Source organism: Planctellipticum variicoloris, assembly GCF_030622045.1.
Lineage (GTDB): Bacteria > Planctomycetota > Planctomycetia > Planctomycetales > Planctomycetaceae > Planctellipticum > Planctellipticum variicoloris.
The window spans coordinates 5,889,765-5,914,121 of sequence record NZ_CP130886.1 but is presented as its reverse complement, the minus strand read 5'-3'; the positions used below and the strand labels follow the sequence as shown (position 1 = coordinate 5,914,121).

Genomic DNA, 24,357 nt, shown 5'->3' with positions numbered 1-24,357 from the left:
AGTGCTCTGATGTCCCATTGCCGCCGCTACCAGCCCGACCCGGCCAGCCGTCGCGACTTCCTCGCCCGGACCGGCTGCGGGTTCGGGCTGACCGCCCTCGCTTCACTGGCCCAGCAAGCGGCCTATGGAGCCTCTCCCGTCGATGACGGATCGCTCCTGCCCCGGGAACCCCACTTCCCGCCCCTCGCGACGCGCGTGATCTTCCTCTACATCGACGGCGGCCCCTCGGCGATGGATCTGTTCGATCCCAAGCCCCTGCTCGCCAAAGAGCATGGCCAGCCGATCAAAATGAAGGTCCAGCCCACGCAATTCGACAACGTGGGAACCGTCCTCAAATCGCCGTGGGAATTCCACAACCACGGCGAATCGGGCCTGCCCCTCAGCACATTGATCCCCCACATCGCCAAACAGGCCGACGACCTCTGCATCGTCCGCTCGATGACCTCCGAATTCTCCGAACACACCAACGCCAACTACTTTCTCCACACCGGACACGGCCTCCAGGGCCGGCCCAGCATGGGGAGCTGGGCCTCCTTCGGCCTCGGAACCGAATGCCGGAACCTGCCCGGCTTCATCGTCCTCAACGGCGGCCTGATTCCCCCCGGCGGTCTCGACTGCTTCCACAACGGCTTTCTCCCCGCAACCCACCAGGGCTCCGTCTTCAAACCCGGCAAGACGCCGGTCGCCGACCTCGATCGCACCGAACTGACCGACTCCGCCCAGCAGCGCAAACTCGCCCTGCTGCGGGACCTCGATCGACAGGTCATCGAGCAGGCAGGCCGCCAGGACTCGCTGGAATCGGCCATCGCCAACTACGAACTCGCCTTCCGCATGCAGACCGCCGTCCCCGAACTGACCGACATCAATTCGGAAACGAAGGCCACCCAGGAATTGTACGGGCTGTTTTCCGAGTACGAACCGACGCAGATCTACGGCCGCAACTGCCTGATCGCCCGAAGGCTGATCGAACGGGGCGTTCGCTTCATCGAACTCACCTGCCCCGGCGTCGGCACTGACCGCTGGGATCAGCACAGCGGCCTCAAGGAAGGCCACGAGCGGAACTGCCGGGCCGTCGACCAGCCGATCGGCGCCCTGCTCGCCGATCTCAAGTCACGCGGTCTGCTCGACGACACGCTGGTCGTCTTCGCCGGCGAATTTGGCCGGACGCCCATGGCCCAGGGCTCCGACGGCCGCGATCACAACCCGTTCGGCTTCTCGGTCTGGCTCGCGGGAGGCGGCGTCCGCGGCGGCATGACCTACGGCGCCACCGACGAATACGGCTACCACGCCATCGAGAACAAGCTGGAGATGCACGATCTGCACGCCACGATCCTGCACCTGCTCGGCATCGACCACACCCGCCTGACCGTCCGCTTCGGCGGTCGCGACATGCGCCTGACCGATGTCTTCGGCCACGTCGTCAAAGACATCATTCGTGCGTAATCCCCGGGGATTTGGCCGCGGAGGCGCGGAGAATAGAGCAGGAAAGTGAAGAGTGAGTATTGAGTAATGATAAGTGTAAAGTGAGGGAGAACATGATCCATCAGCCGGGCGGCGACTCATTCATTGTGCACGACTCACTCATCACGACTCACTTTTCACTTTCCGGACTCGCCTCTTGCATTTCTCCGCGTCCTCCGCGCCTCCGCGGTAAAACTTCTTCGCCTTCGCCCTACCGGAGACATCTCGATGCAGCGTCGTCAGTTTCTGCAGTGTTGTTCCGCCGCGACTCTGGCCGCCCTGGCGCCGCGGGTCTGGGCCAGTCAGGCCGCCGCGAAGGTCCGCTATGTCGACGTCCATACCCACATCGGAACCTACACGAACAACAACAAAGCGCTGTCGGTCCCCGAGCTGCTGAGCTGGATGGACGAGCACAACATCGAGAAGGCGTTCGTGCTGCCGCTCGTTTCGCCGGAATCCACCACCTACCTGCAGACGCCCGAAGTGGCGCTCAAGGCGACCGAAGCTCATCGCGACCGGCTGATTCCCTTCTGCTCGCTCGACCCGCGGGCGATCATCGTCGGCGGCCAGCAGGGGCTCAACGACATCGTCAAGCGGTATGTCGACCAGGGGGCGAAGGGCTTCGGCGAGCATAAGGTGGGGCTCGACTTCGACGACCCGCTGATGCTGCGGGTCTACGAAGCGGTCGAGGCCGCGGGGATTCCCATCCTGTTCCACATGGATAACATCCGGGGCAAGGATTCGCCGGGGCTGCCCCGGCTGGAAGCGGCCCTCAAGACGTTCCCGAAGCTCAATTTCATCGGTCACGGCCCTGGCTTCTGGGCGTCCATCGCGGGCGAACTCAAGCAGGCCGATCTCGGCGGCTACCCCCAGGGGAAAGTCCCGCCGGGCGGGGCGCTGGACCGACTGATGGAGAACTATCCCAATCTGTTCTGCGATCTCTCCGCGGGGTCGGGCTCGAACGCGATCAGTCGGGACCTGAAGTTCGGGCGGGAGTTTCTCATCCGTCGACAGGACCGAATCCTGTTCGGGACCGACTACCTGCAGCCGGGCCAGGCGGTGCCGCAGTTCGAGTTGTTCGAGCAGCAGCTCACTCTACCCGAGGAGGTCTTCCGGAAGATCGCCCGCGAGAATGCGCTGCGACTGGTGGGGGAGAAGGGATAGTTCAAGACAAACCGTCAACTCGACCCCAGGCTCCCCCTGAGAACGCTTCGATGCGATGCTCCGCGTCGCACGAACTCCTCGCCGGACCGCCCCACCGCGGCAAATGTCCGTACCTTGGGCGTATTCCATCAGGCGACAATTCGCGGCAGTCCCCCTTCGTCAATTCCGCCGGAGATCACCGACGTGCGACCGTTCCTGCCAGCCTCGATTCTGCTCTGCGGAGCCCTCATGCTCGCTTCGACGTCGCTGCACGCCGATGACTTCTCCCTGCAGCTTCGTTCGATCCCCGCCGATCCTTTCAGCAAAACTCCAGGGACTCGTGAAGTCCGCAACGAAACTTGGCCCGCCTCGAAGACCGCCGTGATCGTCTGCGATGTCTGGGACCTCCACCACTGTCGCAACGCTGTCCGCCGGCTGGAGGAATTCGGACCCCGGCTCAACGCAGTCCTGATCGAGGCCCGTAAGCGCGGCGCGACGATCATCCACTCCCCCAGCGACTGCATGCCCGCCTACACCGATCACCCCGCCCGCCTCCGGGCCATCGCCGCCCCCCGGTCCGCCGATCTTCCCAAAGACATCGCAGCCTGGTGCTCCCGCATCCCCGCTGAGGAGCAGGCCCACTACCCGATTGATCAGTCCGACGGCGGCGAAGACGACGACCCCGCCGAACACGCCCAATGGGCCGCCCGTTTGAAGTCGCTCGGCCGCAACCCCGGCATGCCCTGGCAGCGCCAATCCGACATGATCGCCATCGACCCCGAACGGGACTTCCTCAGCGACAAAGGAGACGAAGTCTGGAACATCCTCCAGAGCCGGGGCATCGACCACGTCATTCTCACCGGCGTCCATACCAACATGTGCGTCCTGGGGCGCCCCTTCGGCCTCCGCCAGATGGCCCGCAACGGCAAGCACGTCGTCCTGATGCGCGATATGACCGACTGCATGTACAACCCGCAGCGCTGGCCCTACGTGGACCACTTCACCGGCTGCGACTTGATCATCGCCCACGTCGAACGCTTCGTCTGCCCGACGGTCACCAGCGACCAGATCCTGGGCGGCCAGCCGTTTCGCTCGAAGTCTGACAAACGTACGGAAGCCGACGTCATACACTTGAGCGAAGCGAAAACGGACGGCGATCACTGGCGCCCGATCTCGCTTCCCGCCGAACGAAAATTCTCGGGACCGGCCTGGTACCGGGCGACCATCCGCGTGCCGCAGCGTTGGCTGACCGGCAGCGGCCTTGCCGTTGTCCTCCCCGCGGCCGGAGTCAAAGTCTGGTGGAACGGTGCCTCGCTTGAGGCGGAGTCGAAAGGCGAAATTGTCCGGTACCAGATTCCCGCCGAGGCCCTGACGGTCGACGACGCCAACCTGCTGGTGCTGCGCGTCGAAGGCGGCCATCTGGCAGAGGCCCCGGTCCTGCAGAGTGGCGACCGCCAGTTCAATCTCAGCGGACGCTGGCAATTCCGCCAAGGCGACGACTCAAGCTGGTCCAACATGCCCCTCCCCGCCAAATTCGGCACCCCCACCGACATCGTCTTCGAACCCCAGCGGTAGACCGCCACACCACGTCCTCGTCCCCAGGCGGAGCCTGGGAATGAAGGAAGCGGTCGACGAGGAGTTCGGTCAATTTCTCCCGCGCTTCGGCGGTCGAATCCCTGTTATGCTGTGTGGTGTGCGGATTGCCACTCGGTGCGCATGAAATCCCAATCCGGAGCCACGCCCATGAGATCCATTCTCGTCAACGCTCTCAGCCTGCTCTGTCTGATCCCCGTTACGGTCCACGCCGAGACCCCGCCGCCCAAGGACGTCTCCGCGCTGCTCGCGCCCATCATTCAGAAACACGACGTCCCGGGGATGGCCGTGGCCGTCGTCCAGAGCGGCGAAACCGTTGCCGTCGGCGTTGCCGGCGTCCGCACGCGCGGCAAAGAGGACAAGATCGCCGCCGCCGACCGGTTCCACATCGGTTCCGACACAAAGGCGCTGACCGCCATGCTCTGCGGCATCCTCGTCGATGAAGGCAAACTGAAATGGTCTCAGACTCTCGGCGAGACCTTCCCCGAGCTCAAGAAATCCATGCATCCCCAGTACCAGGCCGTCACGCTCGAACAACTCCTGACGAACCGCGGCGGGGCGCCCGGCGAGATCGAAAAGGATGCCCTGTGGGGCAGACTCTGGCAGCACAAGGGAACGCCCACGAGCGCGCGCCGGCTGCTCGTCACGGGCGTCACGTCCAAGCCGCCCGAAGCGCCTCCCGGCACGAAGTTCATCTACTCCAACGCCGGCTTCTCCATCGCCGGTCACATGGCCGAGAAGGTGACCGGCAAGTCCTGGGAAGACCTCGTACGCGACAAGATCTTCCGTCCCCTCGACATGACCACGGCGGGCTTTGGCGCCCCCGGCACGCGCGCGAAAAACGACCAGCCCCGCGGCCACCAGGCCAACGGCACGCCCGTCGAGCCCGGTTCGACGGCCCCTCCTTCCGACAACCCGGTCGCCATCGGCCCCGCGGGCATCGTCCACTGCTCGACCGGAGACTGGGCCAAGTTCATCGCCGCCAACCTCCCTTCCGCCAAAACTAAATTGGTCAGACCCGAAACCCTTGAGAAGCTCCATACCCCCGCCCCCGGCGAGCCGAAGTACGCTATGGGCTGGATCATCGCCGACAACCAACCCTGGGCCGGCGGCCCCGCCCTCACTCACGCCGGCAGCAATACCATGTGGTACGCCGTCGCCTGGCTCGCGCCCCGGAAAGACTTTGCCGTCGTCATCGCCTGCAACCAGGCCAATGACAAGGCGTGCAACGACGCCGTCCTCGCCCTCATCGCCGACCATTTTCAGGAGGGCGGCGGCAGGTGATCGTCGAGCCGGGCTGGTGACCGCATCACCAGGCATTGCAGCGGAGGCGGCCCTGAGTTTTCTCGTTCCCGGGCGGAGCTTGGGAACGGGAAAGCCAAACGGTGGCTCGCCGGTAGGCGGCTGAGCATGTTCGGAATGCTGTGGCGACTGCGATATGGCATGGGCTCGGAATGCGGTGTAGCATCGCCGTTTGACCGGTCGTCCGTTGTAAGTCCTTGTCAAGTATGGCTCATCAAAATTGACGACTCCATGCCACGCCGCCGAAGTTCAGTAATCGTCTCCCGTACTTCGGCGGTCGAATACTATTCGTTGGCACTTCGCGCACATGGGACTCGACGCATTTATTTTCTGTGACTGCTACGAGAAAGGCCAGTTGCGTGAGCAGCCGCCGCCGGGCGTTACTTTGCGTGTCGAGCCGGATGGGTCTTTGGGACGAGAGCAGGATGATGGCATGCTTGAGTCTGACCTCATATGGGACGATTGGCGCGAGCGGCGAGCTTGTGAGCACAGCGGCGGCGTTTTGCTCCGTCATCGCCTTGGCAACATTTCGCTCGTGGGATTGCTGAGAGCTGAGTTGCAGAGAGAAGCGGAGCGTTTCCCCATCCTCATCACCAAGGTCGTTTACAGCGGTTCGCACGCGGGAGATTCTTTGCCCGTCGAGACTATTCCGACTCTGCAGCGTGAACTCGAGTTGTTGTGTGAGTTCCGATGCAGCACACGCGAGGCGTACAGCATCATATCCGAGTTTCGAGCGCAGATGTCGGAGTTAGCGAACACTGCAATTTCCGTTAACAAGCCAATAGTGTTTTGATTTTGGCAGCGACACATGACTTGGGTCATGCGGCGGAGGAGGCGACGGGATGACGAAGGTCTTTGCGGACTTTGATGTGGCTGGATTCTGGGAGCCGTCCGAGTATGCGATCAAGAAGTACGTTGGCCCGTTACTGACCGACAATGCCGTCGCCGCCGTCGAGCGAGAACTTGGGTACAAACTGCCCGCGTCATATGTGGAGTTCATGCGGTTTCAAAACGGCGGCATCCCCCGCCAGACGAACCACCGGACTAAAGACCGGACTTCGTGGTCCCACGACCACATCGCCATCACTGGCCTGTATTCCATCGGCGGCGAGAAGTCGTGCTCACTGCTCGGCAGGTTCGGGAGCCAGTTCTGGGTCGAGGAGTGGGGATACCCGCCCATCGGCGTGTACTTCGCCGACTGCCCGTCGGCTGGGCACGACATGGTGTGCCTGGATTACCGGGAGTGCGGCCCGACCGGTGAGCCGCAGGTGGTCCATATCGACCAGGAGTGGGACTACAAGATCGTGGTCGTAGCCGAGAACTTCGAGGCGTTCATCCGCGGTTTGGAGGACGACTCGGCCTTCAATGAAGACGCCGAACCGGGCCCTGCAGCAGACGGCGGGGCCATGTAAGCTATTCGTACATCGTAGCCCGCTCGGCTCCCCGCCGCTGCTGAGATTGACCGTTAAGGCTGCCGCACCTTCTCCCGCGACCAAGCGAGCGCGACCCACTCCACGCGGCTACCCGCCTTTGTCCCATCAGGTCGCAACCGGATCGGCTCCCCCCGCTCAGTTGCCGGCCGCGGCGGCAACCGATACGCTCCGGAGAGGTGCCCGTTCACCCGTTTGGCTTCCGTCTTGTCTGTCCGCAGGAGCGTTGGAACTCATGACTGCCCCGATTCATGTTGCTGTGACCGGCGCCGCCGGCCAGATCGGTTACGCCGCCCTCTTCCGCCTGGCCTCGGGGGACGTCTTCGGTCCGAATCAGCCGGTGGTGCTGCACCTGGTGGAGCTGCCGCAGGCGCTGGGCGCCCTGGACGGCATTCACATGGAGCTCGACGACTGCGCGTTTCCGACGCTGGTCGGCGTCGAGAAGCACAGCAGCGACAACCTGGAAGCGGCTTTTGCAGGCTGCAACTGGGTGCTGCTGGTCGGCAGCGTCCCGCGCAAAGCGGGGATGGAACGGGCCGACTTGATCCGCATCAACGGACCGATTTTCACCAGCACCGGCAAGGCCATTCAGGCGTCGGCCGCCAAGGATGTGCGGGTGGTCGTGGTGGGGAACCCCTGCAACACGAACTGCCTGATTGCCATGTCCAACGCGCCGGAAGTGCCGAAGGATCGCTGGTTCGCCATGACCCGGCTGGATCAGAACCGCGCGGTGGCGCAGCTCGCCATCAAGGCCGGGCGGCCGATCGCCGCGGTCAGCAACGTCGCCATCTGGGGTAACCACTCGGCGACGCAGTTCCCGGACTTCGCCAACGCGAAGATCGACGGCAAGCCGGCGACGGACGTCATTACCGATCACGCCTGGCTGAAGGGGGACTTCATCAGCACCGTGCAGCAGCGCGGGGCCGCGGTGATCAAGGCCCGCGGGGCTTCGAGCGCGGCTTCGGCGGCGAACGCGGCGCTGGACACGGTGAAGGGGATCATCCGACCGACGCCCGCGGGGACGTGCGTCAGCGCGGCTGTCTTCACGGACGGCTCGCAGTATGACATTCCCGCGGGAATCGTCTGCGGCCTGCCGCTGTCGAGCGACGGAACAAACTGGAAGACGCTGCCCGGTTTCCAGATCGACGAGTTCAGTCGCAGCGTGATTCAGAAGACGGTCGATGAACTGCTGCAGGAGCGGGACACCGTGAAGGATCTGCTGCCGTAGGGAGCTGAGAGTTGAGAGTCGGATAAGACAGGAGCCCGTGGCGAGCGAATGCTGGCCGCGGGCTCCTGCGATTTTCCGGCTCGCCCGATTCCCCCGGCCGGAGCCTGGAAACGAAACTCCAACGGAAAACTCCCCGGAGGATTGAGACTGAGTCCGGCAGTCGCCGCGGACTGTGGCGACACGCCGTATCAATCGATGCAAAATCCACTTGCGCTGATTCGACTGCGTGGACAATGCGGCGGGGCGGGGCCTAGAATCCGACCACGGAACACCCCGCTCACCCAACTGAAAGGAATTCCCATGCAGGGGAGCCAGCGCGTCATTGACGCTTTGAACGCCGGTCTCACGATCGAACTGACGGCGATCAATCAGTACTTCTGTCAGGCCAAGATGTGCAAGAATTGGGGCCTGAACAAACTGGGCGCCAAGCATTACGTCGAATCGATCGGCGAGATGAAGCACGCCGAGAAGCTGATCGACCGCATCCTGTTCCTGGAAGGAGTGCCGGAAATTGCCCGCTACGACGTGATCAAGGTCGGGGCGGATGTGAAAGAGCAGTTCGAAAACGACCTGGCGCTGGAGACGCGCGGGGTGCTGACGTACCGCGAAGCCGTGGCGCTGTGCGTCGACGAAAAGGATGCGGGTAGCCGGGACCTCCTCGAGCAGATTCTGGTCGAGTCGGAAGAGCATGTCGACTGGCTGGAAACCCAGCTCGACCTGATCCAGCGGATCGGACTGGAGCTGTACCTGTCGACGCAGATGGGCAACGAAGAAGTCGCCGGTGATTAGTCGCTCGTAAAGATCGAAATATGGCGGGTGGCTGGGGCGGCGACTTTGGGAAGCCCCCCAGCTCCTGCCGTCGCGTCAGCGGATCTCAAAAGAGTCCGCCCCTTCCCGCAAGGCCCCCGAACGCATCGACTGGCACCGATGGGCCTCGGCGAATCCAGAGCGACCTGAAATCGAATGGCCGGCGGCCCCGGAGCGCCTTCGCGAAACCCGGTTTTCAACCGGCCCTCTCCCGACGTCTGCGCGGGGAGAGGGCCGGGGAAGACCTTCGTCCGAATCCCCCTCACACCGTTCCCACCTGCTTCACCACCGCCGGCGCCTCCACCGGCCGGTTGATCCGGCAGTTGGCGATGGCGCTCCCCTCGCCGCCCCCCTTCCAGTGAATCGCCGCCTTCGTCTTCGGCTCAGGCCGGGTATCCAGCAAAGTACAGCCGGTCACCAGCACGTCGGCCGAGTCCTCCACGTACAGCCCGTACGGCGTCCCCTCCAGGATCTGCACGCCGGTCAGGTTCACCCGCAGACACTTGATGATCTCCACCAGCCCCTGCCGCACAATCGGCACGGCGTTCTTGACCGTATGCTCGCCCGCTTGCGCGTCCTGGATCTGCAGTCCGGTCATGGTCACGTTTTCGCAGCGCTCCAGGCTGATCCCCGTACAGATCTCCAGCTCCTTGTAGTCCGGGTTGTGGCCGAAGCAGTTGCCGCCGATGACGATATTCTTCGAGTCTTCGATCTTAAGATTGCGGTCGTGTCCGCTGTAGACGTAGTTCCCGTCGAACGTGATCCCCCGCACCGACGTCAGATGGACGTTGATCGCCTGGCTGCCGATCAGGTTCCCCGTGATGCACCACATCCCCGCCTTCTGGCTGTGCTCGGTGGCGGTCCCGATGATCCGGATATTGGCCCCGTTGGGGCTGTAGGTGGCCTGGATCGTATTGCTGGAAATCGTCCCCTCGCGGACGGTTCCTGTTTCGCCGCAGTCGATGTAGATCTCCGCGGTCGGGATGTCGTCGGCATCGGGGACTTTAAAGGCGCGATTGTTGTTGTATTCGATATCGTTGCCGGTGATCTGGAAGTTGCGAATCTCGCTGTTCTCGACCCGGATCCCCCCCAGCCGGTTGTAGCTGATGTGGCTCCCCACGATGATCGTCTGGTGGAGATTGAGCTTGTCGAGAAACACGCCGATGCCCGTGTTGTGATAGATGTGGCAATGGCTGATCAGGACGTTCCGGGCCCGCTCGGTGATATGCACCGCGTTCCGCACCTTGCGAATGAGCACCCCCGTCAGCGTCGGCTGCATCACGCCGATGATCTTAATCCCGTCCGCCTCGGGATGCTTCCCTTCGATCTCGATCCCGCTGACGGTCGGCATCCGCTCCCGCTGCCACTCCTCCGGCCTGAAGCCCAGCGGATCGGCGGACGTCGTGTGCGTCCCGCGCAGCTCGAAGGCCGGGCCGGCGCCGAAGTGAAGAATCTTCGCCGTCCCGCCTGTCCCGGAGATCGCAATCCGTCCGGTCTTCGCCAGGTCGACGACGATCGTGCGCGTGATCCGGTAGTCGCCGCGGGGAATCTCCAGCAGCCCGTCGCCGTCGCGCAGAGCGTGCTCGAAAGCGGCGGTATCGTCCGCCATCCCATCCCCCGCCGCCCCGAAGCTCCGCACATTGCTCATGCCTGGTCCTCAGTCTGCAAGACGTTCCGAATCGATGTCCCGGCGAAAGCCGTCTCCAGCACTCTACACGACACCCGGAGGTGAAGAAATGTCGAATGTCGAAGGCGGAATGTCGAAAGGAAGGCCGAGTGCTGGGAGCCGAGTGACAAGCGAGAATGGGGTGGCTGGCGTCGGAGTCTGCGACGACCCAGTCCGTTCATAGAGTCGTTGCTGTTGGGCGTCGGATTGTGCTGTGAGACGTGAGGCTACGATGGGAGCACATATCGGCAGGCGGGAGCCTGCCCTACGGCTCGCCACTTCCTCCTACCCACCATCCACTACCCACCGTCCACTCTCTTCCGCTACACTTCCGGACAGTGCCGACCGGCTGGTTCGCTCGGCGTGTTTCCGAATCGCTTCAGGAGGAAGAACTGTGACGAGGATGTCCGCCCGGCGCCTGGGTCTTGTCGGCTTGCTGGCCGCCTTCGCGTGGTTGCCCGTGTTCCCGTCGGCCGTCGCCGCCGACCCCGCAGCCATCGAAAAGCTGTTCCCCAGCGACACGGTCTTCGTCTGGTCCTGCAACGGCAGCGACAGTTACGCCGAGGCGTACAAGCAGACGGCGGAATACGCGGCCGTCCATGATACGGGGCTGGCGCCCGCCCTGGAGAACCTCTGGCGGAGCATTCCGTGGCAGACCGGTATGGCGCTGGCAACTTCCGACGGCGACGCCGCCCAGATGCTCGAAGCCTTCAACGATGCCGACGTGACCTGGGATCCGCTCGGCTGGCTGAATCATCTCTACCACCACGGGGCCGCGATCGGCGTGACGCTTCCGCAAGAGGAAGACGGTTTCATTCCAACCGTAATACTGGTGATCCGCGACGCCGGCGATTCCGTGGGAGACATCACGAAGCTGCTCACCAAGGCGGCCGAAGGTAACGCGGAAATCACCGAGAAGAAGCTCGGCGACCGCACGCTGCAGACCGTCAGGAGCCCCGAACAGCCTCTAGTAGCCGCCTGGTGGGCTGAAGGGGACGACCTCGTCCTGCTGCTGGGGCCGGACGCCGTGACGCGCCTCGAAGCACGCCTCGAAAGCCAGACCAAGTCGCTCGCCGCCGTTGAGCTGTGGACGAAGGCGTGGGGAACATCTCCCCAGGGGTTTTCCGAAGCCGGTCGGATCTGGCTGAATGTCGCACCGGTTCTGGATCGCTTCGGCAAACACAAGCTGCCGATTCCGGAAACGCCGATTCCGATTACCGCGAACTGGATCGTCAAACTCATCGGTCTCGAATCGTTCCAGGCGGTCGGGCACCGCAGCGGCTACGCCGGACGGTCCGCCGTCGGCCTGACGACCGTGCTGACGAAAAGCCCCCGCACGGGGCTGTTCAACCTGTACGGCGACCGCGAGTTGACGCTCAAGGACCTTCCCCCGCTGCCGGCGCAGCTCTCGGCTCTGCAGGCCTCTTCGCTGAGTCCGCAGAAAATCACCGACTTCGGCAAGACGCTCTGGGGCCAGGTCGAGTCGATCGCCAAGGAGGCCGACGCCGACGCCTGGTCGCAGGTCGAAGAATTCATCCCGCAGATCGACGGAGGCATCTGGCAGTCGGTGATTGATCCGCTCGGCGATGTCATGTGCGTCTACGGCGACAATGCCCAGGTCGCGATTCCGTGGGGTCAGCAGACGATCGCGATCTCTGTCAAGGACGCTCCGAAACTGAAGGCCGGCATCGACAGCCTGCTGAAGGAGGTCCGCGATTCCAAGATCGGGCCGTTCGTCACCGTAACCCGCAAGACGAAGCACGGCGTGGAGCTGATCACGCTCCGCGCGAAAAACTCGATGTCCTCCCCGACGCTCGCTGTCACCGACGGCTGGCTGATCTGGGCCGATCGTCCGCAGGTGGTGGAAGCCTTCGTCCTCCGGCAGCAGGGGAAGCTCCCCCGCTTCAAACTGGACCAGCTCGCCGAGGAAACCCGGAAGAACATCCCGGAAAAGTTCGACGCGATCACGCTCGATGACCCGCGGGGGACGGTCCGGTTCCTGGTGAGCCTGGCGCCGTGGCTGGTCGATATCGGAGCGTTCGGTTCGGAGATGGCGCTGCAGTTCGGAATTCCCTGGCAGTCGCCGGTGACGTCGGCGGACATCCCCCCGGCCGAGCTGGTGATCCAGCCGCTCTACCAGGGGGTGACGATCGTCGAGATCGAAGAGGACGCGATCCGGATGACGCGCAAGGCGTCGACGCTGATCCCGGAGACGGCGCTGTGGACGATCGGCGGCGTGGGAGTTCTGGTGCTGCTGGGAGCGTTTGGAGTCAGCGTGAACTGAGACGGTTGGCTGCGTTAGCCCGGATGCCCGTCGGGGCGTCCGGGCCAAGCAGCAAGCAAATCGGCATGGTCCGTGTCGACCTCGCGGTCTTAGCGAACGGGATTGTTGGACATAAAGCGTTCTCGATAGTCCGCCACATCCCGCTCCGCAACCAGTTTGTCCCAGGCGGCTTCATCCTCTGCGTAACACCAGACTTTTAATATCAGCGGTTGCGAATCTGCGGGATTCGTGGCAGACCATTGGCTGTACGACCAGTCGAGGTAGTTGGGGCAAGTGGGCGAGAACAGCAGCTTGTTCAAATGCCGGCATTCGATTGTTGAGGTCAAAATGTGCTGGAAGGCGTACTCTCGATAGCAGACTGCTCCCAGTTCCCGAAGTCGCTGCCGATGGAACTCGTACTTCTCAAGGCTCTTGTTGGGGCTGTGGTAAATCAGACCTTTGGGACCAACTTTCGGATCGGCATACGCAAAGTGATGCATCAGCAGCATCTGGCGCTTGTGGGTATCAATCTGAAATTCCGGCGTCTGCATGATCCGGATCCGGTTCCCGATCACCAGAACCGCGAACAGCGCGGGCACCAGGACCGCGACCAGAATCCACTTCATCGAAAGCTCTGACTCACCACTCCCGCCACTCATCCGCCAGATCCTTCCGATCGATCAGCCCGCAAGCCGCTGCAATCTCATCGAATTCCTCGCACAACTCCTCGCGGATCGTCGTTTCGATGAAATGCTCGTGCCGGACGTCCAGCTCGTTCAGCCGCTCGACGCATGCCTGCAGCACCGGCAACACCTTCTCCTCCGGCGGTTTCGCTCCCAGTTCCAGGAGAACGTCAATTGTCTCGCGGAAGATCAACCGGCAGCCGGAAATCGCCTTCGCCGGGACGAATTCTTTCCAGTCGCTGAACCGTCGCTTGTCGCGGAGTTGAGCCAGCGTAAACGCCGCCCGGGCGGCCTTCCGTTGGAATTCGGCTTCGGCCCGCTGGCGCTGCTGCTCGGCGGCCCGCTCGGCGTCTTCGCGCACGACGCTCTCCCGGTCGTGATCCCAGCGCCACTGCAACTCCGTCTGAAACGCAAACGACCAGCCGCCCGACGACCAGCACTCGTAGATCCGATCGGCCTCGTCCGGTTCGACGAAGCCGATCGCCCGAAAGTCGTCCGGCGGCGGGACCGACACCCAGTTCGCGTTGGGGGCGTTCTGCCACTTGTGGTGCGTCAGATGCAGAATCTCCCGCAAGCGCGGGTCGGCGAGGTCCGGCGGCGAGGTCCCGATCCACGCCGAGCCGGCGACCAGGACCGCGGGCTCGCCGTGCCGTTTTCGCTCTTCCCCGGCATTTTCGCGCAGGACCCGGCAAGCGCCGAACCGTCCGTCGCCGAGGGGCATGAGGAAGACGGTTCCCGGTTCCGGCAGCACGACGGTGGCGGACTTTGAGCGTTTCCTGCCCATGGCGGACTCCCGCTTGTGCCAGTCGTTATCGTGAGGAGGACTCCGTTCGCAAAGGCTGCGGCAACAGCCACCGGAGCAGGGCCATTCCGAGGGTGGCGCAGACGGCCGATCCCGACAGAATTCCCACTTTCGCCGCGTCCAGCAAGGGGTCCTGCAGCGCCAGTCCCGCGATAAACAGCGACATCGTGAAACCAATTCCCGCCAGCACGCCGCCAGCCCCCAGCACCTTCCATGAGACGCCGTCGGGAAGCTGCGCCAGTCCCGCGCAGACCGCCAGCCAACTGAACAGCACAATCCCCAGCGGCTTGCCGATGATGAGTCCGACGGCGACGGCGACGGCCACCGGTTCGGCAAACGCCGCGAACTCGATCCGCACCCCCGCATTCGCGAAGGCGAACAGCGGCATGATCACGAAGCTGACCCACGGGTGCAGCAGCGATTCGAGGCGTTCCGCCGGGGAAGCGGCCTCGCGCACCGCCAGCTTCGCGGACTTGAGCATGTCGAGCCGCACTTCCGGATCCTGCCAGGCGTCGCCGTGGAGGAATTCGCGGAGATCATCGATCAACTCCGCGAACAGCCCGTGGTGAATCCAGGGGCGCACCGGAGTCAGCAGTCCGAGAACGACGCCGGCGACCGTGGCGTGCACGCCAGACTCATGAAACGCGTACCAGATCCCCAGCCCGAACGCGACATACACCGGGACGCTGCGGACGCCGTTGCGCGCCAGCATGACGACCGCGCCAATGCCGACGCCGCCCCACATGAGCGACTGCAGGTTCAGTTCCCCCGCATAGCCGACGGCGATCACCAGAATTGCGCCGATGTCGTCTGCAATGGCCAGCGTGAGCAGCAGCACGCGCAGACTCCGGGGGACGCGCGATCCCAGCAGGGCCATGCAGCCGACGACGAAGGCAATGTCGGTCGCCATCGGAATGCCCCAGCCGCGCTCCCCTGCGGCGCCCCATTGAAAAGTCAGATAGACCAGCGCCGGGACCGCCATCCCGCCGATCGCCGCCGCCACCGGCAGCGCCGCCGAACGGAGCGACTGCAGCTCGCCAAGCACCAGCTCCCGTTTGACTTCGAGTCCCACGGCGAAGAAGAAGACGACCATCAGGCCGTCGTTGATCCAGTGTTTCAACGAGTGGCGGAACTCGAACTCACCGAGGGAGACGCCTGCGGTGAGCTTCCAGAAAGACAGAAAGTCTTCGGAGACCGGCGAGTTGGCCAGGACCAGCGCTGCCGCCGTGAACAGCAGCAGCACGACGCCGCTGGCCGACTGAATGTGCAAAAATCGGTTGAGCGGGTCGACCAGCCGGTCGATCGGCTCGGCGGGGAGTCTGGAATTCTGCTTGATATCGCGATCTCGAATCATGCCGCCCTCTTGCGTCCCTGACGGCGCTCGCCGCTGCAATCGGAGTTTTCGCTGTAACCGGAGCCGCGCGGTCAACACCGGCGCGAAATCGTTCGGCACGCCGCGATCCCGGACAGACTGGTCCCCAATTCTGACGTAGCGCTTTGGTATCGTAGTCCTTTAACGCAGGCGAAACTGCACGAACCGGAGTCCTGTGCGGAATCCCATGACATTCAACCCCCACCAGACAGCAGACCGCGACGAATCGCTCTCGGAATTTCTGTCCGCGGGCGACATCGCGCTATCGACCAGCGGCCTTCCCGACACCCAAACGATCATCGGCGGCGAATCGGTGGTCGATGGTCGGTTCAACCGCGCGGGAATTGCTCTGGGATCGACGGTCGGCAAGTATCAGATCCGCTCAAAGCTCGGCTCCGGCGGGATGGGAGCGGTGTATCTGGCGTTCGATCCCATGATCGAGCGCGAAGTCGCGATCAAAGTCCTCTCGCAGGATGTCGCCGCCTCCTCCGCCGCCCTGCAACGGTTTCTGCAGGAAGCCCGCGCGATCGGACGATTGAACCACCCGAACGTCGTGTCGATTTACGATATCGACCAATGGAACGGCCAGTACTACCTGGTGATGGAACTCCTCTCGGGCGGCAGTCTCGCGCAGCACGCAGACCGTCGCGGTCCGTTGCCGTGGCCCGACGCGTGCGGGCTGGTCGCCCAGGCCGCCAGCGGCCTCGCCGCGGCCCACGCCGCAGGCTTGATCCATCGGGACATCAAACCCGAGAACCTGATGCTCACCCGCGACGGCCTCGTGAAGGTCGTCGATTTTGGACTCTCGAAACTGGTCGACGCCGACAGCAGCACGCGCACCACGGTGACGCAGGCCGGGCAGATTCTCGGCACTCCCCAATACATGAGCCCCGAGCAGTTCGAAGCGACGGAAATCGACGCACGAACGGACATCTACAGCCTCGGCGGAACGCTGTTCCGCCTGCTGACGGCTCACTTCCCGTATTACGAATGCGGTTCCGTCGTCCAGGTGATGACGGCCCACCTCACCAAGCCGCCCCCTGTCGCCACCCGTTTGAGTCCCAACCTGCCGGCGGAGTGTGATCGGATCATCGCCCGCGCGATGGCCAAGCGCCCGGCGGATCGCTACCAGACCGCCGCCGAACTGGCCGACGAACTGCTGGCGCTCATTCACAGCCACCGGGATGCTCGCAACGTCGCCCCCGAAGCCCCTGCCGCGACAGCCGTTCGCCACCTGAAGACCGCCGTCATCGTCGAGCCTTCGCGGATGCTGGCCAGTATGTTCAAGGACGTCGCGAAACGGGCCGGCCTCGAGCACTTCGAAGTTGTCCAGACCCGGCAGGATGCACTGTTGACGATCCGCGAGAATCCGCCAGACCTGCTGCTGACCTCCATGCAGCTCAGTGACGGCCGAGGCGTCGATCTGCTGGCGGAACTCGATTCGCAACAGCTTCTCACCGGAACATGCGTCGTCCTCAGTTCCAGCGACTCCACCATGCAAGACCTGGCGGTTGCCCATTCGGCGGGCAGCCGGATTCTGGCTCCTAAGAACAGCCGCCACGACGATCTGCTTCACGTCGTCCACGCTGTCGGTCCGCGCTCGATCGCTCAGGGGCCGATCGCCGCCCCGCTCGATCCCGCCAGCGTCCGCCTGATCGTCGTAACCGATGCCGATCAGTTCCCCGGCCCGCTGACTCGACTGATTCAGCCGATGGGCCTGCAGAACGGGGCGATCGTGAATGCGGCGGAGGTCGCGGCGCTCCCCGCCGATGGCATTCCGACCGTTCAGCTCGTGCTGCGAACCGGCGAATCTGCCATCGACGATGATCAGTCCTTTGCGACGACGGCCGCCGCCACTCCGGAAACGACACATCTGCGGGCGGTCGTTCAGGTGACCGCGGACAAGCTGACGCTCCGGGCCGTCTTCCGCAAAGGCATCACGGCCACCGTCCGCACTGACCTCGACGCCAGGCGTCTGACCTGCCTGCTGCAGGCCTGCCGAACTGAGTAGAGGCATGCGAATCGCTGTTCGAAGAGCCGACACCGCTATTCAGCGACTTCCTCGCTTGCGACAATGCGCAGGCGGCCGCTGCAGAACTTGCACGCCACTTTCTGCCCGACATACTTGCGATTGAACCGCAGTGATTCATCGCAGTGCGGACAGCGGGCGTAAACATCGGCGGCGCGGACCGCGCGGGACTCCGCCCGTGGCCGGAACGTCTTCTCGCAGTGCTTGCACTGCACCTTCCGGCCGAAGTACTTGAAGGCGATCTTGAGCTCCTGCTGACAGTTCGGGCAGGGGAGCCAGGCCCCCTTCGGAACCAGATCAATCAGCACGCCAACCTCCTCCAGCGGGACGAATGCGGGAATCTCCACGCTGTCCCGCTGCAGGTCCGTATTCAACAGCGTCCGGCAGTTCCGGCAGCTCACGATGTTCGCGGGGATGTCTTCACCGCAGTTGGGGCAGGGCCCCCCCGGCCAGGCAGGCATGTCGGCAGTCTCTCGATCGTGCGTGGGTGAGCGACCCGATTGCGACTCTGCGACAGGCCCCGCCGCGATCGACAATCCCGAATTGTGAATTCCAGAATAACGGATTCCGTTCACTTTTGTCTGCAGAGGCTTCTCCTTGTGGCGCCTGATGCCGATGGGATCTGACTTCAGGTGGCTGGGGTCGGCCGCTTTGGGCCGCCCCCAGCGAGGTGGCGAGAATCCGGGGGCTCGAAGACTCGACCCCGGCCACCCGGTTGCCTCAGGATGAGCTCCCCGGTTTTTGCGGCATGGCACGACGGTTATTCCCGCGTCACTTTCCGCCAATGCAAGTCAACTTGTGGAACGTCCGCAGGTACAGCCGACCGTTTGCAGCCGCGGGGGTCGAATGGCTGGAGTCTCCCAGAGGCATCACGCCGAGTTGCTCAAACTGCGGCCCGGCCCCCAGCACCACCACCTGACCGGACTCGTCGATGCAATACAGCTTCCCCCCGACGACGATGGGCGACCCGCTGAAATTGCCGCCGATCCGCTTCTCCCACAACTGTTCCTGCGTCCCGACGTCGTAACAGCTCACAACGCCGTTGTCATTCCAGTGGAAGATCCAGTCGCCGTAGCCGACGATCGTCGGGACGTACGGAATTCCCTTGTCCTTCCGGACCTTGATGTGCGTGGCCTCGACGTTGCCGCGGCCAGTCGGATCGACGCCGATCAGCCGGGTCCCCTTGCCCCCCTGACCGCACGTGATATAGACCAGCCCGCCGACGAACGCCGGCGAGGCGACCGTGCGCTGCGGCAGCGGCTCGGTCTTCCAGATCAATTCGCCGGTCCGGGGATCGAGGCTCGTCAGCCCGGTCGCACCGTTGGCGCAGATGAGCTGCTGAGCGGAGCCGGGGACTTCGACGATGATTGGCGTCGCGTACGACGCTTCCCGCGCTTCGCGATCGGTCTTCCAGACCTGTTTGCCGGTTTTCCGGTTGAAAGCGACGACACTGCTCGGCCCCCGCTGATCGTTCGGCAGGATCACCAGGTCCTCGAAGACGATCGGCGAAACTCCCATTCCATGCTGGCTGGAATACGGACCCAGCGACGCCTTCCAGACCTGCTCGCCGTTGAAATCATACGCCAGCAGGGCAAAGTCCGCGTCGTCCGCATAAGGAACGTAAACCCGCTCTCCATCGGTCGCCGGCGTACTGGAGGCGAAGCTGTTCTTCGCGTGGAGGTGATTGGTCGCGAACTTCTCGGTCTTCGACCAGCGGATCTCCCCGGTGACCGAATCGAGGCAATACAGCGTGCGCGATTTTCCTTCGTCGGTGGCGGAGGTCACGAACAGGTGCTCGCCCCAGATCGCCGGCGACGAATGCCCGACGCCGGGCAGTTCGACCGCCCAGGCCACCTCTTTGTCGGTCCAGGTCGCCGGAATCGTGGCGTCTTCGCTGACGCCCGTCCCGTCCGGACCGCGGAATCGCGGCCAGTTCTCAGCCTGCAACGTCGCGGCCGAGAGCACTCCCCAGACGACCAGCAACCCGGTAATCGCGCCGCCACTCAATGACTTCTGGACCATAACTCTTCCCGTGCTCGGTTCGCAGTCCGTTTCAGGCCGGACTCGGTTGACGGAATCTTCACATCAACAACGCAGCATGATCGAAGCCCCGCCAGCCCGCAAGACGCGACCACGCCCCGGCTGCAAAGTCCGATCGCCCCGAGGAGGCCCTTTCGCCCCGCATCCCGGCGTCAAAGTCGTTGGGATTTCAGGATTTCCAGCCAGAATTCGCTATTCGTTGACGTCAATTTCATCAATTCGCCATCGCTCCGGGCTAGAAATTCCGTCGATTCTTCAGAAGGCGGCATCGGACGCCCCCTTCAGACCGGACGGAGTACGCGTCTTCACCCGGGAACCCAGACCATGCAAACAGCCCATGGACGGCGACGACGGCGGATTCGGACCTTGTTCGTCAGCGACGTGCATCTGGGCTGCAAGCATGCCCACGCCGAACAGTTCCTCGAATTCCTGCAGCAGCACTCTCCCGAACAGATATTCCTCGTCGGCGACATTATCGACGGCTGGAAACTCCGCCGGTCGCTCGCCTGGCATCCCGTCTTCAACGAGATCCTGGCCCATCTCTACGAGCTGGCCGAATCCGGCACAGCCATCTATTACACGCCCGGCAATCACGACGCCTTTCTGCGCGGCCTTCCCTGGAACTTCAGCTTCATTCGCGTCCAGGACGAGTTCGTGTTCGAAGCGATGGACGGCCGGCGGTTTCTGGTGACGCACGGCGACAAGTTCGACCGGGTCGAATGCGCCGCCGGCTGGGTCTCGCAGATTGCGGCGATCGGCTACGACGTGCTCCTTTCGGCCAATCGCTGCGTCAGCCATTGGCGTCAGCTCCGGCCGGGCTCGGAGTATTCGCTCGGCGCGGTGATCAAACGCCGGGTCAAACAGTTCGTCCGCTACATCAGCGACTTCGAACGGCGGCTGGTGGACCATGCCCGCCGTCAGGGCTGCGACGGCGTGATCTGCGGTCACATCCACACGCCCGCGCAGACGGAGATCGACGGAATCGCCTACTGCAACACGGGGGACTGGGTCGAGAACTGCACGGCCCTGGTGGAATATGAAACGGGCGAACTCGCCCTGCTCCGGCACTTCGACGACGCCCCGCCGATCGAACCGCTCGAAGTCGACTTTCCGCACGAAGAATTCGCGGCAACGGCCTCGACAGTGGCGTAGGCGATCTGCAGTTGACGCGAGCGATGGAGGAGAACGGCGTTCCAGGAATTCGCCCGCTTCAAGCTGTAGCGGCCACTCCATCCCCTCGTTTCCCTCGTTCCCAGGCTCCGCCTGGGAACGCACTCTTCAGACGCTCCCGCGTCCTCCTCGTCATCCGTCCTCTCTTCACTCACCACTCCCCACTTCTTCGATCTTCTCTTCACTAGCCACCATCCACTAACCACTAGCCACTCCTCACTTTACAACTTTCCGCGCAACAAACCCCCTATTTATGAAGGGGTCAAGGAAGTGCACTCGTGTCTGCGGACCTCCGCAGGCGTCCGGAACGACCCCTTCACCCGGGCCTGATCAGGGCCCAGCGACGGGGTTTCCGCCAGGAAACCCCGAGGGGCGCACCCCGTGTGCGCACAGCCTCGACGTCGATGCCTTCCCCGTTCACCCGGCCGCAAGACCGGCGAACCTGATCAAAGCGACTGAACCGCCGGGACTTCCACCGGCCCAACATCACCGCCAGACGGACTCCGGCGGGGGAAGCGTAAAACACTCCCCCCGCCGGAGCCGATCGCGGTACGTACGGCGGACGTCCTCGTCCGCCGCGCATCTCTCGTTCTCAGGCCGCCTGAGAACGAGAGATGCGCGGGCAGCGTCCGCGCCGTCTGTTCGAATGACTTGGTCCGCACCAATGGCAGAAGCCCCGAGACTTCCATCTCGGGGCTTCTTCTGCAATTCGAATCTTGCAACTCGAATCTGTCGACTGTCACTGCACCGGCTGAGGTGGGACCGCCAGCGGCGGAGCTTCCGTCAGCATCGATTGCGGCGTGATCTGCACAGTCACCGGATTGGAGACCGCGCCGTCGCCGCGGATGACGACGATCTCGGCGTCCACCGGACTGGCCAGCGGAACGTTGGGCAGGCGGAACTGGATTCCCAGGTCGTACCAGCCGTGGATTTCCGCGTCCTGTTCCAGACCGTTGAAGGTCACGATGACCTGGCCTGGTTCGGGGCCGAGGCCCTCGCCAGCCAGCGAAACGACGTTTCCAGGGGCGGCCGCCGTCACGTCGGTGGAGAAGGCGGCCGGGTCGACGGGGAGAATGTCTCCGCGAGCAAGCACGATGCCGTTGTTGGCCTCGTTGACTTCGTCCAGTTGCCGGTGGCTGTCGACCAGGGCGTGGAGGAAGTTGAACGGGACCGAGCGGCCGACATCGTCCTTCGCCACGCGATTGGCTTCGAACGGCAGGCGGATATCGACCGCCAGCGTTTCACCGGCTCCGATCCGGTCGACCGTCGATCCGGACTGTGGCAGCGAGGCGTCGGCGTGAGTGTCGGCGCTGGCCAGCAGCATGACGTTGAACGGCGTTGCCAGATCCACCGGGCTGTTGTTACGGAGCCACATGCGGAACCGCGGGCCGATCGATTCTTCCGGGTGCCCCGGATCGACGAAGCGGACGGCCAGGACCTGCAGGTCCAGCGCCTGCGGTTCGAGCTGCACCTCCGGGACGTCGACCCACGTGCCGCAGGCGACGACTGGCAGAGGCTGCCAGACCGGGTAGTCGTAGTAGACCCAAGTCGGGCAAGGATCCCAGACGGCAGGTCGACAGTAGATCGGTCGCGGATCGAAAAAGACGGCCGGGCGGCTCCACCAGCTCCAGGCGACCCACGGCGACCAGCGCGGACACCAGACCGAGCGCGGATACCAGCTTGCTCCCGGATACCAGATGCTGAAGTGATTGGCGCGGTAGGCCGGCGCGATCGGGCCGTAGAAGCGATGTCCCCAGCCGCCGCGCTGATTCAGATTGACCGTCAGGTTGAGCTGGCGGGCGACGTCGCCGCGACCGTACAGGCCGAACTGCCGGTCAAGATTGACCTTCGAAGCAAATCGGGTGTGCCGCAAATTGTCCCAGTCGCGGTCGGCGATCCGGTTCTGGAAGCCGCCGCTGACGCGATTGAGATTCACGTTCTTCAGCAGGGGATCGTGACGGATGTCGTCGCGATCGCGGAGCTGATTCCATTCCTTGCGGAAGTCTTCCGGATTGCGAGCGCGCTGCAGATGTTTGAGCTGATCGTGCAATTCGCCTTTCTCGGCAAACTTCCCGGCGCCGCCGTCCTTCTCGATCCGGATCGGCAGGCGGTTGGGACGCTTGTCGAACTGATCGAGATCGGGTCGGCCCTTGACGTTCCCCAGGTCAATCCCGGGCTTTCCGTCGGGGCGATCGCGATCTCCCCGTCCAGGTCGGACGCCGTCCGGGAGCTTCGGCGGATTGTCGCCTGGCTTGCCCCGATTCTCAGTGTCTCCGCGTCCCGGCAGACCGGGTTTGCGATCCACACCAGGCCGATTCGGTTCGCCGTCCGGCCGCTTGGCGCCACCCGTCGGCGGTTCGCCGTCTTTGCCGGTTCGAGGCGGGTTGCTGCGATCTCCCGGTTTACGGTCGCCCCCGGGAGGCTTGACGTCCCCCTGCGGCCTGCCGGGTCCCTTGGGATTGTCCTTCGCACGGTCCCGGAGCTGCTGCTGAAGATCACGTTCACTTGCGTCAGTACCGCGCTGCGGCGGATTTCCCCCTCGATCGCCGGGGACTTTGACGTCTCCCTGCGGACGGTCGGGACCTTTCGGGTTGTCTTTCAGGCGATCGCGGAGTCGTTGCTGAATGTCGCTTTCGGCGGCGTCCTTGCCCCGCTGAGGCGGAATCTCGCGCGGACCGGCGTTGCGGCCGGCGCCTGGGAGGTTCGGAACAACCTGAGGTGTTCTGGGGCCGTTGCTCTGCGGATTTCGCTCGCCGCGATTCCCGGGAACTCGATCAGGCTTTGGCAGATCCGGCCGGGGGCCGGGCGTCGGGAGCGGATTGGCTTTCGGGACCGATTCCCGCGGCCCCCGTTCCACGTTGCGAGGCTGTTCGTTGCGGGCTCCGCCCCGAATCTCGATTTTCTGAGTCTGCTGCGCCTTTGGCTGCTCGACTCGGGGTGGGGATTTCGGCTGTTCGACCCGTCGAGGCTGCTCAACCCTGGGTGGGGTTCTGGGCTGCTCGACACGGCGAGGTTGTTCCACCCTGGGCGGAGCTTTCGGTTGCTCGACACGCCGGGGCGGTTCCGCCTGGCGGACTCTGGGTGGTTCGGGCGCCCGGCTCCTGGGAGCTTCAACGCGCGGCGTCCGCGGGGCGTTCGATTTCCCCTTGTTCTCCTCCTTGTCTTTCCCCAGGACGGTCCCCGCAGTGCCGAACAGCGCCAGGGTGAGGCCGGTCACGAGGCTCGCGTAGACGATGGACTTGATCATGTTGAGAACTCCTGTTCCGTGCTGCGGCCCGCAACACTGACGCTCCACCGGTCTTGGTGGAATACTTTGCCGGACCTTGAAAGGCGAACGGCGTGCCGCAACCGCGATTCAGGCAGAAAAC

At 63.9% G+C, this 24,357-nt stretch carries 18 protein-coding genes; 10 read left to right on the top strand and 8 right to left on the bottom strand.

What is annotated here, in order from left to right; all coding sequences use genetic code 11:
• The first annotated feature begins 9 nt into the window (after window positions 1–9).
• From SH412_RS23010 to SH412_RS22995, 4 genes are all read left to right on the top strand, one after another.
• Window positions 10–1,443 (top strand): DUF1501 domain-containing protein, encoded by a 1,434-nt coding sequence (locus tag SH412_RS23010; protein WP_336520374.1) that lies wholly within the window; start codon window positions 10–12, stop codon window positions 1,441–1,443.
• Between the two features lie 246 nt (window positions 1,444–1,689).
• On the top strand, window positions 1,690–2,625 hold the full coding sequence (locus SH412_RS23005) for an amidohydrolase family protein (RefSeq protein ID WP_336520373.1): 936 nt from the start codon (window positions 1,690–1,692) through the stop codon (window positions 2,623–2,625).
• A gap of 228 nt (window positions 2,626–2,853) precedes the next feature.
• Window positions 2,854–4,179 carry an isochorismatase family protein gene (locus SH412_RS23000; RefSeq protein ID WP_336520372.1) on the top strand — a complete coding sequence of 442 codons (1,326 nt, stop codon included), beginning with the start codon at window positions 2,854–2,856 and terminating at the stop codon, window positions 4,177–4,179.
• A gap of 168 nt (window positions 4,180–4,347) precedes the next feature.
• The gene (locus SH412_RS22995) at window positions 4,348–5,481 is read left to right on the top strand and encodes a serine hydrolase domain-containing protein (RefSeq protein WP_336520371.1); all 1,134 of its coding nucleotides are present in this window, start codon (window positions 4,348–4,350) and stop codon (window positions 5,479–5,481) included.
• Window positions 5,482–5,713: 232 nt separating this feature from the next.
• Here the strand turns inward: SH412_RS22995 and SH412_RS22990 are convergent, their stop codons facing one another.
• On the bottom strand, window positions 5,714–6,118 hold the full coding sequence (locus tag SH412_RS22990) for a hypothetical protein (RefSeq protein WP_336520370.1): 405 nt from the start codon (window positions 6,116–6,118) through the stop codon (window positions 5,714–5,716).
• Between the two features lie 223 nt (window positions 6,119–6,341).
• Here SH412_RS22990 and SH412_RS22985 point away from each other — a divergent pair, with 223 nt between their 5' ends.
• The 3 genes from SH412_RS22985 to bfr all read left to right on the top strand — a co-directional run bounded on the left by SH412_RS22985 (window position 6,342) and on the right by bfr (window position 8,946).
• Window positions 6,342–6,911 (top strand): SMI1/KNR4 family protein, encoded by a 570-nt coding sequence (locus SH412_RS22985; RefSeq protein WP_336520369.1) that lies wholly within the window; start codon window positions 6,342–6,344, stop codon window positions 6,909–6,911.
• 253 nt (window positions 6,912–7,164) lie between these two features.
• Complete coding sequence (locus tag SH412_RS22980; protein WP_336520368.1) at window positions 7,165–8,157, top strand: malate dehydrogenase; 993 nt, start codon at window positions 7,165–7,167, stop codon at window positions 8,155–8,157.
• A gap of 300 nt (window positions 8,158–8,457) precedes the next feature.
• On the top strand, window positions 8,458–8,946 hold the full coding sequence (bfr, locus tag SH412_RS22975; RefSeq protein ID WP_336520367.1) for a bacterioferritin: 489 nt from the start codon (window positions 8,458–8,460) through the stop codon (window positions 8,944–8,946).
• 280 nt (window positions 8,947–9,226) lie between these two features.
• Here bfr and SH412_RS22970 read toward each other — a convergent pair whose 3' ends face one another.
• The gene (locus SH412_RS22970; protein WP_336520366.1) at window positions 9,227–10,612 is read right to left on the bottom strand and encodes a right-handed parallel beta-helix repeat-containing protein; all 1,386 of its coding nucleotides are present in this window, start codon (window positions 10,610–10,612) and stop codon (window positions 9,227–9,229) included.
• Window positions 10,613–11,033: 421 nt separating this feature from the next.
• Between SH412_RS22970 and SH412_RS22965 the strand changes: the two genes are divergently transcribed.
• Window positions 11,034–12,914 carry a hypothetical protein gene (locus tag SH412_RS22965; RefSeq protein WP_336520365.1) on the top strand — a complete coding sequence of 627 codons (1,881 nt, stop codon included), beginning with the start codon at window positions 11,034–11,036 and terminating at the stop codon, window positions 12,912–12,914.
• 89 nt (window positions 12,915–13,003) lie between these two features.
• Here the strand turns inward: SH412_RS22965 and SH412_RS22960 are convergent, their stop codons facing one another.
• From SH412_RS22960 to nhaA, 3 genes are read right to left on the bottom strand one after another with little or no spacing between them, the layout of a single operon-like run.
• Window positions 13,004–13,519: a hypothetical protein gene (locus tag SH412_RS22960; RefSeq protein ID WP_336520364.1), complete on the bottom strand. Its 516-nt coding sequence runs from the start codon at window positions 13,517–13,519 to the stop codon at window positions 13,004–13,006.
• Between the two features lie 13 nt (window positions 13,520–13,532).
• Entirely contained in the window at window positions 13,533–14,360 is an 828-nt protein-coding gene (locus SH412_RS22955) for a hypothetical protein (protein ID WP_336520363.1), read from the bottom strand.
• Between the two features lie 25 nt (window positions 14,361–14,385).
• Window positions 14,386–15,732, bottom strand: a complete 1,347-nt coding sequence (gene nhaA / locus SH412_RS22950) for a Na+/H+ antiporter NhaA (protein ID WP_336520362.1) — start codon at window positions 15,730–15,732, stop codon at window positions 14,386–14,388.
• A gap of 205 nt (window positions 15,733–15,937) precedes the next feature.
• Between nhaA and SH412_RS22945 the strand changes: the two genes are divergently transcribed.
• A complete protein-coding gene (locus SH412_RS22945) occupies window positions 15,938–17,761 on the top strand; it encodes a serine/threonine protein kinase (protein ID WP_336520361.1) in 1,824 nt (607 codons plus the stop codon).
• Between the two features lie 35 nt (window positions 17,762–17,796).
• On the opposite strand, the gene SH412_RS22940 is transcribed toward SH412_RS22945, so the two are convergent.
• Entirely contained in the window at window positions 17,797–18,240 is a 444-nt protein-coding gene (locus tag SH412_RS22940; protein ID WP_336520360.1) for a hypothetical protein, read from the bottom strand.
• 310 nt (window positions 18,241–18,550) lie between these two features.
• Window positions 18,551–19,801 carry an outer membrane protein assembly factor BamB family protein gene (locus SH412_RS22935; RefSeq protein ID WP_336520359.1) on the bottom strand — a complete coding sequence of 417 codons (1,251 nt, stop codon included), beginning with the start codon at window positions 19,799–19,801 and terminating at the stop codon, window positions 18,551–18,553.
• A 342-nt stretch (window positions 19,802–20,143) separates the two neighbouring features.
• Here SH412_RS22935 and SH412_RS22930 point away from each other — a divergent pair, with 342 nt between their 5' ends.
• On the top strand, window positions 20,144–20,971 hold the full coding sequence (locus SH412_RS22930) for a UDP-2,3-diacylglucosamine diphosphatase (RefSeq protein ID WP_336520358.1): 828 nt from the start codon (window positions 20,144–20,146) through the stop codon (window positions 20,969–20,971).
• 757 nt (window positions 20,972–21,728) lie between these two features.
• Here SH412_RS22930 and SH412_RS22925 read toward each other — a convergent pair.
• Window positions 21,729–24,236, bottom strand: coding sequence for a hypothetical protein (locus SH412_RS22925; RefSeq protein ID WP_336520357.1), 2,508 nt, complete (start codon window positions 24,234–24,236; stop codon window positions 21,729–21,731).
• Window positions 24,237–24,357 lie beyond the last annotated feature (121 nt).

What these genes read in the sequence shown, in the direction of transcription:
- SH412_RS23010 (WP_336520374.1), top strand. Translation starts at nt 10, where the DNA reads ATGTCCCATTGCCGCCGCTACCAGCCCGACCCGGCCAGCCGTCGCGAC.
- SH412_RS23005 (WP_336520373.1), top strand. Translation starts at nt 1,690, where the DNA reads ATGCAGCGTCGTCAGTTTCTGCAGTGTTGTTCCGCCGCGACTCTGGCC.
- SH412_RS23000 (WP_336520372.1), top strand. Translation starts at nt 2,854, where the DNA reads ATGCTCGCTTCGACGTCGCTGCACGCCGATGACTTCTCCCTGCAGCTT.
- SH412_RS22995 (WP_336520371.1), top strand. Translation starts at nt 4,348, where the DNA reads ATGAGATCCATTCTCGTCAACGCTCTCAGCCTGCTCTGTCTGATCCCC.
- SH412_RS22985 (WP_336520369.1), top strand. Translation starts at nt 6,342, where the DNA reads ATGACGAAGGTCTTTGCGGACTTTGATGTGGCTGGATTCTGGGAGCCG.
- SH412_RS22980 (WP_336520368.1), top strand. Translation starts at nt 7,165, where the DNA reads ATGACTGCCCCGATTCATGTTGCTGTGACCGGCGCCGCCGGCCAGATC.
- bfr (WP_336520367.1), top strand. Translation starts at nt 8,458, where the DNA reads ATGCAGGGGAGCCAGCGCGTCATTGACGCTTTGAACGCCGGTCTCACG.
- SH412_RS22970 (WP_336520366.1), bottom strand. Translation starts at nt 10,612, where the DNA reads ATGAGCAATGTGCGGAGCTTCGGGGCGGCGGGGGATGGGATGGCGGAC.
- SH412_RS22965 (WP_336520365.1), top strand. Translation starts at nt 11,034, where the DNA reads ATGTCCGCCCGGCGCCTGGGTCTTGTCGGCTTGCTGGCCGCCTTCGCG.
- SH412_RS22960 (WP_336520364.1), bottom strand. Translation starts at nt 13,519, where the DNA reads ATGAAGTGGATTCTGGTCGCGGTCCTGGTGCCCGCGCTGTTCGCGGTT.
- SH412_RS22955 (WP_336520363.1), bottom strand. Translation starts at nt 14,360, where the DNA reads ATGGGCAGGAAACGCTCAAAGTCCGCCACCGTCGTGCTGCCGGAACCG.
- nhaA (WP_336520362.1), bottom strand. Translation starts at nt 15,732, where the DNA reads ATGATTCGAGATCGCGATATCAAGCAGAATTCCAGACTCCCCGCCGAG.
- SH412_RS22945 (WP_336520361.1), top strand. Translation starts at nt 15,938, where the DNA reads ATGACATTCAACCCCCACCAGACAGCAGACCGCGACGAATCGCTCTCG.
- SH412_RS22940 (WP_336520360.1), bottom strand. Translation starts at nt 18,240, where the DNA reads ATGCCTGCCTGGCCGGGGGGGCCCTGCCCCAACTGCGGTGAAGACATC.
- SH412_RS22935 (WP_336520359.1), bottom strand. Translation starts at nt 19,801, where the DNA reads ATGGTCCAGAAGTCATTGAGTGGCGGCGCGATTACCGGGTTGCTGGTC.
- SH412_RS22930 (WP_336520358.1), top strand. Translation starts at nt 20,144, where the DNA reads ATGCAAACAGCCCATGGACGGCGACGACGGCGGATTCGGACCTTGTTC.
- SH412_RS22925 (WP_336520357.1), bottom strand. Translation starts at nt 24,236, where the DNA reads ATGATCAAGTCCATCGTCTACGCGAGCCTCGTGACCGGCCTCACCCTG.